Source organism: Serratia sp. BNK-33-b (genome assembly GCF_048684565.1).
GTDB classification, from domain to species: Bacteria; Pseudomonadota; Gammaproteobacteria; order Enterobacterales; family Enterobacteriaceae; genus Serratia; species Serratia marcescens.
In genome coordinates this window covers 1,454,761-1,466,796 of sequence record NZ_JBLQTZ010000001.1, presented here as the reverse complement: position 1 = coordinate 1,466,796, position 12,036 = coordinate 1,454,761, and the positions used below count along the sequence as shown (strand labels likewise).

Annotated in this window: 9 protein-coding genes; 4 read left to right on the top strand and 5 right to left on the bottom strand. The window is 60.4% G+C overall.

The features are described from left to right. Positions 1 to 75 precede the first annotated feature (75 nt). Positions 76 to 984, top strand: a complete 909-nt coding sequence (locus tag ACMGGK_RS06920) for a LysR family transcriptional regulator (protein ID WP_033639826.1) — start codon at positions 76 to 78, stop codon at positions 982 to 984. 38 nt (positions 985 to 1,022) lie between these two features. Here ACMGGK_RS06920 and ttrA read toward each other — a convergent pair whose 3' ends face one another. The 3 genes from ttrA to ttrB are packed head-to-tail and all read right to left on the bottom strand — an operon-like array spanning position 1,023 to position 5,846. Further along, positions 1,023 to 4,094 (bottom strand): tetrathionate reductase subunit TtrA, encoded by a 3,072-nt coding sequence (gene ttrA, locus ACMGGK_RS06915; protein ID WP_420276773.1) that lies wholly within the window; start codon positions 4,092 to 4,094, stop codon positions 1,023 to 1,025. Continuing rightward, positions 4,087 to 5,112 carry a tetrathionate reductase subunit TtrC gene (gene ttrC / locus ACMGGK_RS06910; RefSeq protein WP_420276772.1) on the bottom strand — a complete coding sequence of 342 codons (1,026 nt, stop codon included), beginning with the start codon at positions 5,110 to 5,112 and terminating at the stop codon, positions 4,087 to 4,089. Before ttrC ends, ttrA begins: the two co-directional genes overlap by 8 nt. Further along, complete coding sequence (gene ttrB / locus ACMGGK_RS06905) at positions 5,109 to 5,846, bottom strand: tetrathionate reductase subunit TtrB (protein WP_143778331.1); 738 nt, start codon at positions 5,844 to 5,846, stop codon at positions 5,109 to 5,111. Before ttrB ends, ttrC begins: the two co-directional genes overlap by 4 nt. A 229-nt stretch (positions 5,847 to 6,075) precedes the next feature. Here ttrB and ttrS point away from each other — a divergent pair, with 229 nt between their 5' ends. The 3 genes from ttrS (at position 6,076) to ACMGGK_RS06890 (ending at position 8,702) form a co-directional block, all read left to right on the top strand. Beyond that, positions 6,076 to 7,794 (top strand): tetrathionate respiration histidine kinase TtrS, encoded by a 1,719-nt coding sequence (gene ttrS / locus ACMGGK_RS06900; RefSeq protein WP_239044589.1) that lies wholly within the window; start codon positions 6,076 to 6,078, stop codon positions 7,792 to 7,794. After that, a complete protein-coding gene (gene ttrR / locus ACMGGK_RS06895; protein ID WP_049300465.1) occupies positions 7,769 to 8,368 on the top strand; it encodes a tetrathionate respiration response regulator TtrR in 600 nt (199 codons plus the stop codon). The genes ttrS and ttrR overlap by 26 nt, the downstream gene beginning before the upstream one ends. 91 nt (positions 8,369 to 8,459) lie before the next feature. Beyond that, positions 8,460 to 8,702: a DinI family protein gene (locus tag ACMGGK_RS06890; protein ID WP_004935803.1), complete on the top strand. Its 243-nt coding sequence runs from the start codon at positions 8,460 to 8,462 to the stop codon at positions 8,700 to 8,702. Between the two features lie 154 nt (positions 8,703 to 8,856). Here ACMGGK_RS06890 and ACMGGK_RS06885 read toward each other — a convergent pair whose 3' ends face one another. Next, positions 8,857 to 10,878 (bottom strand): prophage tail fiber N-terminal domain-containing protein, encoded by a 2,022-nt coding sequence (locus ACMGGK_RS06885; RefSeq protein ID WP_075205920.1) that lies wholly within the window; start codon positions 10,876 to 10,878, stop codon positions 8,857 to 8,859. Continuing rightward, complete coding sequence (locus ACMGGK_RS06880; RefSeq protein ID WP_049300463.1) at positions 10,875 to 12,032, bottom strand: tail fiber domain-containing protein; 1,158 nt, start codon at positions 12,030 to 12,032, stop codon at positions 10,875 to 10,877. The genes ACMGGK_RS06885 and ACMGGK_RS06880 overlap by 4 nt, the downstream gene beginning before the upstream one ends. Positions 12,033 to 12,036: the final 4 nt, after the last annotated feature.

Below are 12,036 nucleotides of genomic sequence, written 5' to 3'. Positions count from 1 at the left end.
TTACGAATTTGTATCCTTAGCGATAAAATGTACAATGGCTTTTCAGGCGGAGACATAACCGGAGGGTTATAGCAAATGGCGAACTGGGCGCAGAAAATGAAACTTCACCATCTGCAAATGTTGGTGGCGTTGGGCGAGCAGGGAAATCTGACCCACGTTGCCCGGATGATGAACATCTCCCAACCCGCTCTGTCAAAATGGTTGTCACAGCTCGAAGATGAGATTGGGATCACGCTGTTTGAGCGGCATAGCAAAGGGCTGCGCCCCTCCGAGGGGGGGAAATTGCTGCTTCAGCATGCGCAGCGTTTGATCAATGATCTGGAGCGTTCGCAGTCTGAAATCGCCCGCTTTAAGCAAGGCGGGCTGGTGGGAAGCCTGAAAATCGGCTGTTCGCCGGTCGCCACCGACTGCGTTTCGCAGGCCATATTGAGCCTGCTGCAAGAAATGCCAACGCTGCATCTCAATATTGAGGAAAAGGTGATGACCCCGCTGCTGCACGATCTGCTCGCGGGCGCGGTGGACGTCGTCGTGGGCCGCGTTGGCGGGCGGGCGCTGCAACTGCCGCTCAACTATCAAGTGCTCTACACCGAACCGGTATGCTTTGTTGCCCGCCCTCACCATCCGCTGGCAAAATCCGCCTCCCTCACCTGGCACGATCTCACCCACTGGCGCTGGATTGTCTGGCCGACCGGCACGCCCATCCGCCTCAGCATTGATAATGCGCTGGCGGATAACGGCGTGATGCTGCCCGAAAACACGGTTGAATCGGCATCCATGAACGTCAGTACCAACCTGCTGCAAAGCAGCGATATGATCTCCATTCTTTCCCTACGGCTGGCGCAGCGTTATGCCAGCCAGGGGCAGTTGGCGATCCTGAATCTGCCGAAGATAGAGCAGAAAGGCAGCGTGGGCGTCTTCTGGCGCAACAGCGAACCGCCTTTTGCCGCGCTGAGCCGCTTTTTGCAGCTGCTGACGCAGGCTTAATACCCCCACCTGCAGCCACAGCAGATTTACGGCTGCGCCTACGCGGAAAGCTTGACGATGGTCGCAGGGATCCCCTGACGCACCGCCGCACCGGTCACCCAATCCAGCCAGGTATTCGGCACTTCGCGCGTCGGATCGGCAAAGCCCAAATCGTTGAGGTTGATGCCGGCGGCGATGCGCTCATCCATCGCCAGCGGTTCGCCGTCCAGGTAGTGCTGACTGGCCCCCATCTCCCGGTGGCCGTAGCCGTGTTCCACCGCGATCACGCCGGGCATCACGCCCGCCAGTAAACTGATCTGCGCCTCGCGGCTGCCGCCCGGCGTGCTGATGCGCACCCGGTCGCCGTGTTGAATGCCGAAACGCGCCCCGTCCGCCGGATTCAGCGCCACCAGGTTCACCGACTTCACGTCGTGCAGGCGCCGGATCACCGCGGTGGAGCTGCTCATCACATTGGATTTGAAGGACATCAGGCGCAGTGGCCACTGCCGTTCAGGGTAGAGCGCTTCCACCGCGCGGCCGTCCGACAAACGCGCCGGATAGCAGGTGGGGCAGCCGCTGAAACGCTCGCCGGTGATCGCATGCCGGTGCTTCGCCACCTCCGCATTCCAGATCTGCAGCGGTTTCTCCCAGCGGTTGCCCACGCTGCCGTCGCGGCGGCCGCTGTCATGATCCGCGAATCGGCCGCCGCGGCTGTAAATAAACGCCACGCGGTCGATTTCATCGGCGCGCAGCGTCTGCGCAAGCTGCGGCAACAAGCGATCGACGCCGCTCAGCGTCAGTTCGTCCGCCCTCGCGGCCGGCACCGGCGCCTTGCCGGCAAACGCCACGTTGGCGGCGGCGCGCAGATAATAATCCTCGGCGCGGTTGAGCGGCAGCAGCCCGCCCTGACCGTCGCCGATAGCGCGATCGCCGAACCCCGGCAGCGCCAGGCGTTTAGCGACGGCGATGCAAAACGCCTCCATGGAAATCGGCTGCCCTTGCGCCGTTTTCGCGGTCGCCGGCGTCACTATCGGCCAGCGCGCGGTAGTGGCCTTGCTGGCGACGCCGCCCCAGGGGGCGCTGAACCCCCAGCTCTCAAAATTATGGGTGTCCGGGACGATATAGTCGGCCAGCGCCGTCGTTTCGTTGATAAACGCATCGATGGCGATAAACAGCGGCAAACGCGCCGGATCTTTCAATCGTTCCTCTGCCACGCCGCGCAACCCGGCGATACCGTACAAGGGGTTGGTCATGTTCGAAATCCAGGCTTTCAGCCCGTACGGATACCCCGCCAACGCCGATGTCAGCAGTTCGGTCAGTTGCCCGGCGACGAACGGATACCAGGGCGCCCTGGCCGGCCAGGGGGAAACGCCCGCCGCCACTTTTTCGCGGTATTCGTCAGAGGTTTCATAGGCGGCCTTGCTGCGCGCGATATTCAGCCCCTTCGGTTTTACCAGGCCGGGAAACTCGACCAGGTTATAGCGCGGCCCCTCGGCGAAGCCATTGAATTTACCGCCGCCAACGAACACGCCCCCCGCCAGGCTCAGGTTGCCGATCAGCACGTTAAGCATCATCACCGACCAAGTATTGTAAAACCCGTTCGCCGCCATCATCCCGCCATGGGCGATCACCGCCGCCTTGCGCCCGTGGGCGGTAAAAGCCTCGGCCAGCGCCGCGATGCGTGCCACCGGCACGCCGCATTGCCGGCTGTACGCCTCCGGCGACAGCTTATCGGCGGCCTCTTTCAAACACTGGAAGCCGCTTTTCACCCCCACCTGCGCGCCATCGTGCAGCGTCACCGTACGGCTTACCCACAGCTCGGCGCTGTCGCACGTCTCGGCCGCCACCAGCTCACCCGCGCCGTTGACCACCAGCGGCGACGCCGACCCGGCGCCGTTCAGATCGGCCAGCGTCAAATGCTGCCCCGCGCGCGGATGCTCGTTCTCGGCGATCACCAGATGCGTGGCGTTGGTCCAGCTCTTCTCGCCGGCGCGTTGCATGGCGGCCTCCGACGGGATGGCGAGATAAGCGGCCTGATAACGCCGGTTGTCGAGGATCCAACGGATCATCGCCATCGCCAGCGCCGAGTCGGTACCCGGCAATATCGGGATCCAATGGCCATGATCGTCCGCCAACGTGGTGGTCAGCGGCAGCGCCGGCGCCACCACCGCATAACGGAACTCGCTGCGCAATCTGGCGCTGGCCAGTTGCCGAGCCTGGCGCTTGAACGGGTTGCCGGACTGCGCCGGCGAAGTCCCCATAAACAGTGCGAATTCGACCTGTTCCCAGTCGGGTTTCACATGCGGGTTCTTGTCCAGATCGTTCATCAACGCGCCGGAACCGGCACGGTAGGCCAGCCCGCAGTAAGCGCCGTGCGCGCCGAAGTTTTTGCTGCCGAAACTGTTCTGGGCAAAGCGCCGCAGGAAGCTATCGCGCCCGTCGTCACCGGCGTTGGTCACCAATAGCTGGTTGGCTTTCGGCCCCAGCCCCGGCCGTCGGGCATCGATCGGCGTCTCCAGATCGCGGATCGCCCGCAGGCCGTCCACATGCCCCTCGCCGAACAGATCGCCGCCTTCCACCACGTCGGCGATCAACTGCTCAAAGCTGATGCGTTGCCACTTGCCCTCGCCGCGTTTGCCGACGCGCTTCATCGGCTCCAGCACGCGCAGCGGGCTGTAAAGCCCCTCCAGCAACGTGGCGCCGCGCGCGCAGGCGGTGGAGCGGGCGTCGAGGCCGCTTTCGCCGCCCAGCTGCGCCAACGCGTCCTGCAGCGGCAACGCAGAGTCGACGTGCCGTTCCTGAGACAGCGGATGATACGGGTTGCCGGCAATGCGCAATACCCGGTCGGTCTGCCTGTCCACCCGTACCCGCACGCCGCATTGCGTCCAGCAACCGAAACATTGGGTCATCGAGATGGCCTGCTGCGGATTGCCTTGCCACTCCGGCATTGCCCGTCCTTCGGGCGGCAGGGAGTTGCCGTTGATACGATCCAGAGTCACCCGCCCTGAAGTGCCGTGAATCAAGCCGTCAATCGCCCGTTTGGCGACTTCGCGATAGCTCAGGCCGAAAGCGGACAATCCGCCGAAGGCCAGGCCCACTTTCAACCACTGACGCCGGGTGAATTTAGCCATGTTGTTTTCTCCGCAGTAAAAACGCCTGTGCTTCACGCACCATGATCATTAACGCCAGCCACAACCCGAAGGTGCCGACGATCGCCAGCAAACCGTCGGTGCCGAGCGGCAGGCTATAAGGGGAGTTAGACGCGTTGTATTTCGGAATGGTTTGTACCTCGATCAACAGCGTCCAGCGCATCAGCCAGCTCAGCCCCAGTGCGCCGGCCACCAGCAGCGGCGCGCCGCTGCGCGGCAAGCGCCGATAGCCGGTCCAGGCGGCGCAGGCCAGCGTCAGCCCCCACAGCGCAATCCATCCCGCGGCATACCGGCGCGCCATCGCCTGCGTCTGCAGCCAGTGGCGTACCGCCGCGCCGGATAACGTATCGCCGCATCCCCACAGCAGGATCGCCCCGCCAAGCAGCAGCAACGTCAGCAACATCGCACGCGCCAGCGGCGCTTGCAGATCGGGCCGTTCGCGCAATGTCAGCAGCAGCAAAGCCAAGAGCGCCTGCAGCGCGCTGAGGAACATCACGATCGGAAATCCGTAGCTGAACCAGATTGGGCGGGCGCGCACGATGGAAACCTCTCGCCCGGTGTACAACAGCAGGCCGATAGCCACCAGCGCGCAGGCGGGCGCGATCCCACGCAGCAGCGCAACCGGTCTGCCCGTCAGCCGCGTAAATTCAATCGCGATAAACCACAGGCCGATCAGCAGGGTAAACAGCGGCAAGAACAGCGCGCCCCACGGCATCCACGACCAGGGCGTCGGGTAGGCGTAGAAATGCCAAAAGCGGGCGGTTTGATGCAGGTCGGCGGTCAACGCCAGCGGCGCGGTGATGGCGCACGTCAGCCCGATAAACAGCGCCGCGCGCTCCAGGCGTGCGGCGTTGTCCCCTCCGCGCCAGCGCCACACGCAGGCCAGCAGCGCGGCGCAGGCGGCGATGCCGATAAAGAAGAAATATTGCACGGCCCACGGCAGCCAGCTCACCGCCTGCGGCTGGCTCAGCACTTCTGCGATCATCAGTTGGCGGCTCATCGTCCCTCCCCCCATAAGGCGACCTGCGCCCGCCCCGGCAGCGGCGTGACAAAGGCGTCATCCAGCCCCAGATAAAACACGTGGGGCGCGGTTTGGTTCTCCGGCTTGAGGACCTTGATCTCGGCCTCGTGGCGCCGCAGCAGCTTGCTCAGCGTGCTGTGCGGATCGCGCATATCGCCGATGATCCGCGCCCCACCCACGCACGACTCCACGCACGCCGGCAGCAATCCCGCTTCCAGCCGGTGCGCGCAGAAGGTGCATTTGTCCGCCGTTTGGGTGGCGTGATTGATAAAACGGGCATCGTACGGGCAGGCCTGCACGCAATAGGCGCAACCCACGCAGCGTTTGTTGTCGACCACCACGATCCCGTCCTCGCGCTGGAAGGTGGCCTGTACCGGGCATACCGGCACGCAGGGCGGGTTGTCGCAGTGGTTGCACAGCCTGGGCAGCAGCACGTTGGTCGCGCCGGATTCGCCTTCGAGGCTGACCTGGTACTGGTTTACCGTGGTGCGGAACTCACCGTGCGGCGTCTGGTTTTCAATGGCGCAGCTCACGGTACAAGCCTGGCACCCTACGCAGCGCCGCAGATCGATCAGCATCGCGTAACGGCGGCTCGCATCCCCCTCGCGCCGCGTCGGCGCTAACGTCAGCCCGGCCTCCGCCACGGGGATCAGCGAAGCCCCCGCCGTCAACACGCCCAGCCGCTGTAAAAACTGCCGTTTACCGAAATCCATGCGCCTCTCCCACGTCCTGGGCATCACCCCGATCACGCTATTGATGCCCGTTAGATGAATAAACAATGTCGATGATTTACAGTGTAAAAATGACATTGGGCTCAGCTCTATTGTGGTTAACCACATACCGAACCTAACGTTGATCTAAAACAAGTGACGGCAGGCAGATTGCCCATCAGGAGGGGCTGTGAGGGTCGTGTTATTACTGCTGTTCAGTCTCGGCTGGGGTATGGCGGCACAGGCGGGAGAGTGGTCGGTCGGCGTGCTGGCGATGCGCGGCGATGCGGCGACCGCGCGTGACTGGCAGCCGCTGATCGACAGTCTCAACGGCAGCGTCGGCGGTGAACGCTTCCGCCTGCAGCCGCTCGATCTGGCGCAGATGCGCGAAGCGGTCAATCGGGGCAGCGTGCAGTTCGTGGTCACTAATCCGGCGCAGTTCGTGCAGTTGAACAACCACTATCATCTGCGCTGGCTGGCGTCGTTGCGCGCCGCCAACGGCGATCGGGCAACGGGTAACATCATCGGCAGCGTGATTTTGGTGCGGCGCGACAGCGGCATTACGACGCCGCAGGCGCTGATGGGCAAAACGGTGGGCGCCATCGATCCGCAGGCCTTCGGCGGCTATCTGACCGGTTATAAGGCGCTCAGCGACGCCGGCATACGGCCCGAGCGCGATTTTCACCTGCGCTTTACCGGTTTCCCTGCCGATGCCCTGCTCTATCTGCTGCGCGAGCGCGCCATTCAGGCCGCCATCGTTCCCGTCTGTTTGCTGGAGAAAATGGATCGGGAAGGCCTGATCAACCCGGCGGATTTTCGCCCGCTGTTGCAACGGCCCACATCGGTTCCCTGCGTCACCAGCACGCCGCTTTACCCCAACTGGTCGTTCGCCGCCCTGCCCGGTCTGGATAACTCACTGGTGGATGCGGTGGCAAGAGCCTTGCTGACCGCCCCACCGCAATCTCCCTTCCTGTGGGGCGCCCCGGCCTCGACCAGCGAGGTGGAAGCCTTGCTGCGCGCCGTCAACCAACACCCGGAACAGCGGCGGCTGTGGCTGGACATCAAGAGCTGGCTGATCCAGCATCAGACGGCCGTCGGCCTGTCGCTGGCGGTGCTGGCGCTGTTGATCGTCAACCATATCTGGATCGCGCTGCTGGTACGCCGGCGCGGGCGGCAGTTGCTTCATGCCGGAGAGCAACTGCGGCGACAGGAGCAGGCGCTGGAGAATGCCAGACAGCTGAACGTATTGGGGGAAATGGCCTCCGGCTTCGCACACGAGCTCAATCAACCGCTGGCGGCTATTCGCCACTATGCGCAGGGGTGCCTGATCCAACTGCGCAAAACGGACGCCGGGCACCCGCTGCTGACGCCGCTGGAAAATATCGACCGGCAGGCGCAGCGCGGCGGCGAGACAATTCATAACCTGCGCCAGTGGGTCCAGTCCCCCAGCGAGAAGGGAGACAGAGCGAGCTGGCGCCCCATCGCGGTGAGCGAAACCGCCGAGCGGGTGTGGACACTGTTGCGCCTGACGCAGCGCTATCCCGACCTGACGTTGTTCAACAATGTGGCACCTTCGCTGACGCTAATCCTGCCGCCGGCGCTGCTGGAACAGCTGCTGGCGAACCTGCTGCTGAATGCGGCGCAGGCCGGGGCCAACGCCGTCTGGCTTTCCGCCGTCCAGAGCGAACGGGCGATCGAGTTGCATCTGCAGGACAACGCGGGTGGGATGAGTGCGGCCGGGCTGGAACAGGCTTTTCGCCCCTTCAACACCACCAAAGCCGGCGGCATGGGGCTGGGGTTGGCCATTTGCCGGCGCCTGGCCCGCTATGGCGGCGGCGAGATCCTGCTGGCTAACCGCCTCGCCCCCGACAGCCGCAAGGGGCTGTGCGTAACCCTGCATTTCATATTGAACGATGAGGAAAACCATGTCGCTAATTCATCTGGTGGATGATGACGTCGCCGTCACCGACGCCTGCCATTTTTTGCTGACCAGCCTCGGCCACTACGTGCAATGCTGGAATGACAGCGCCGGCTTTTTGGCGCAGGCCGATCTGTTTCAGACCGGGATCGTCTTGCTGGACATGCGGATGCCGATACTCGATGGGCATCAGGCCTACGCTGAGCTGCGCCGCCGTGGCAGCACGCTGGCGGTGGTGTTCCTGTCCGGCCATGGCGACGTGCCGATGGCGGTGGAGCAGATGAAGTACGGCGCGGTGGATTTCCTGCAAAAACCGATCGCCGCTGAACCGCTGATCGCCGCCCTCGAACGGGCGCAGCAAGTCTCGGCCAAAGCCTGGCGACGCCATGAAACTTGCGGCCGTTACCGCACGCTCACGCCGAAAGAACGCGACATCGCGCAGTTGGTGGTGCGAGGCATGATGAACAGAGAAATGGCGGAACGGTTGAATATCGCTCTGCGCACCGTAGAGGTTCACCGGGCAAAAGTGATGGAGAAAATGCAGGCCGCCAGCCTGGCGGAATTGGTGATTCAGCTGCAGGTTTTAGCGCACGCCGCGCAAGAATGATCGCATCAGGCAAAATTCCGCGCGCCCTCTTGCCAACCGGTCTTCCTCAGGCCAGAATACTGTACATTAAATCAGTGTTTACAGGTGAGTCATGTTTGTAGAATTGGTGTACGACAAACGCAACGTCGCTGGGCTGCCCAACGCCGCCGAGATTATTCGCAACGAGCTGGAAAAACGCGTGCATGCGCTGTTTCCGGAAGCTGACGTGCGCGTAAAACCGATGCAGGCCAACGGCCTGAACTCCGACGCCAGCAAAAGCGATCGTGAGAAGCTGAACCGAATGTTGGAAGAGATGTTCGAAGAAGCGGATCAGTGGCTGGTCACTGATATTTGACGGGCAGCAACGCTATTGATTCCCACTCAGCGGGAACCTTGCCGGGCAGAACGGGCAGCGTGTTTGCCCGAGCCTCTCGGTGATAATGCCGGCGCCGATGCAATAGGCGGCCAATAACCTACTGCACCGGCATTTTACCTGGCATCCACTTTATTTATGAAACCGCGTTGGTTTCCGATGACACGTCATCGTTTGATACCAGCGCGTCCGGCGGCAACACCTCCACCTCTTCACGCGCCGGCATGGCGAGGCGCAAATCGATCCAGCGCCCTTCAGGAATATCCATCGCTTCGCCGGCCACGACCGTCGCGGTATCGATGTCAAAACGGCGTTTGCTGATTTTCACCGTAATAACGCCGTCGCTGTCGGTGGCGGTTTCTACAAAGCACAGGCGGTTGCCGTTCACGTCCTGCGGTACTTCGATGGTCCAGCCCTCCTTTGCCAACCCCAGCGAACCACTCAACTGATAAACGCCGGTAGAGATTCGCTCTGCGCTCACCCCCGTCGCCTCACCGTTAACGGCGACACAGCCGGCCAGCGCAAAGCCGCCGTCCAGATAGTCAGCCTGCATATGCTCGGGCGCCGCGGACAATCTCGCGATCGGCGAGGCTTTCTTGATAAAGCCGTTGCCGTCAACCGTGGTGTTGGCTTCCGACCACATCCAAACCCAGGGGGTAAACGCGGTGCCATTCCAGCTGCGCACGGCAATTTTTCCCGTCTGTGCAGCACTCACGCCATAGCCGTAACAGGTTTGCACCGTTCGATAGCTGTCGTCGGTTCCCGCCTGCGTCACCGCCCATGAGCGCGTATCGAGGAAATATGTGCCAACGTCTTTGAAGGGGTTGCCAATGGGATCCGTGCTCACATAACCGCGCCGGCTTTGCATTTGCGCATTGAAGTTGCCTTTACTCGCCGCCGTCACGCCTTTACTCAACCCCCAGTCCTTCAGGTTTGGAATGTCTGCGACAGTGGGTTGATCGGACGAGCTGAATAACCGCGACCACGTGATGGTCGAAGGCAATGCGGTAGAGGAACTCCCCACCCAGGCCTGCCGCGAAACCGATGTGGCAAAATATGCGCACGACGGTCCGCCATCCACCGGCAGCGTTAATAGCCCCCCAGACACATTGCCCGGCCGATTGGCCGTCGCCACCGTGTAGCGCTGAATGGAAGATTTATTATCCTTCGCGAATGCATCCTCAGTATGAACCGGCCCGATCCCAAAACCGGCGATAGCAGATTGGGCGACCGTGGCATATTCGGGCAACGCCTGGGATTGCGAGAACGAAACGCCCGTACGCATATCAACTTTCATCACCCCGACCGGTTCCACCGATTGTTTTACCGCCTTATGCTCCCAGCGCAGGCCGGCAGCGTTCGCGTAGGTGATTTGCTCAACCGTATACCAGCAGTTGAGTGAAAACGCATTAATTTTCAAATAGATATCATAATTATCTCGGCTAGATTCAATAACCTGAATATCCAAGATCGCCGTTCCGGTATCGTTAATAAAGGTGCCACCGATACGGTTGACCTTGTTGGTCGAATCGCTGGCGCTCTGATTGCCCGTTCTCAACATCAGACGTGACATGCCCGCGTTATAAGTAAAACCGTTAAAACCATTTGAACCATAAAAATTGAGGGCGACGCCTACGCCATTTTGCCCCGCATTTTTAAACTGCCCCAGCAGGAACCAGGCAGAGGTACTGGTATTGTTCTCCGGCAGCTTAAAGCGCACATTATCAAAGGCGGTCACCACCTGAGCGGCGCTCTTCGCCGCATTTTGCTCGCTCACTTTTGCCGCAGCAGCAGAGGAAGAAGCCTTGTCGGCGGACGCTGCCGCTTCAGCACGCAGACGATCGACGGTCTGCACAATCTCCGGCGTGATATCGCTTTCCCCTGGCCGACGCAGGAAATCATTGAGCGTGCCGGGCAGCGAATCGTTATAAACCTCGATAGCCCCCACTCGCTCCGGCTGCGCGCCATACACCGAGATGATGACCTCGTAAGCGCCCGGCTCCACGGGTAGGGAATATTTACCGCTATCATCCGTCACTGATTGTGATTTAGCCAAGCTCAGGACCGTTGACGAGGTTCTGACTGCGCGCAGGGTAATGGTTACGCCGGAGCGAGGATCGCCGTAAGGGCCTTTTAATACGCCGCTGATTAATGTCATTGTACTTTCTCCATAAGTTCTTTGATTAATTCATCCTGGCGATCGATTCTATCCAGAGCCTGATTCAATGCGGCCAGGGCCACATATCCCAGCGTTGAATAATCGACGGATTTTACTTTTTCGATATTTCTACCATCTTTTAATGTGATAGATCCGCCATCACTGATTAATAACGGCATCGTCTTTTCAATTTCCTGAGCAATTCCACCTATCTGTGGCTTGCCATCACGATTGAAAGAATAAAGCTTCAAGCCTCGAACAAGGGAAATAGGATCATTAATAACTTCAATGTCAGTTTTTATTCGAAGATCGGACCCGGTCACCCAACTTCCTGTCATGTTATTAATGTTCCCGCTAGCCAACCAGCGAGCCTCATGCCAATTCCCGACATAGTCCTGATATGAAATATACCCATAGTCTTCAATGCCAATCTCGCGACGTAACGCCATGACCATCGCGGTTTTCAAACCGTTTTGCTTCAGCGTTGATAAAAAAGTCCCTCCTGTTACTTGCCCAGCCATGGCGGTCGATGTGCGATGACAGATGACTGAGGGAGATTCATTATTTCCCCCATCAGCAATGAGTCCTTTAGGAGAAAAAATTGTATCATCAAATGTCGTTGACTTACGGAAGCGTGAATATCCCCCAACGTCAAGGTTTGCCGTTTGCCCTGTCACCAAAGAACCCTGTAAAGACAGTGAACCTTTAATTTCCTGGGCAGCGCTAATCGTCTTGTCTAACTTATTATTGAGTGAAGCTGAAATATTATTCCAGGCCGGGCCGCTATAGGTGCTGCCATCCGGCAACTTAACGGTAATATTTCCGGTATTGCTGAAGACCTGCTGCCAGTTCTCTTTATCGAGGTTCAGCCCACGCAGGGCTTTGGCCGTCTCAGCGGCCAGTTGGGCGGTGATGACGTTCATCGCGTCGCGCGGAACGGCATACCATGCTGCGCCCGCCTGCGTTGGGCCATCATAGGCTTTAATCAGCGTGGCCTGCGTGGCGTTATCAACGGTTTTCACCGGCAGCGTATAGGTGACGCCGCCGACCACGCTCACGATGAAATCACCGGATTTTAATTCGGTATTAAAGGCCGTTCCGGTACCTTTTACTATTATGGAATTACTCGTTAGGGTGAGAGTGCCTGCTGGCATAAGT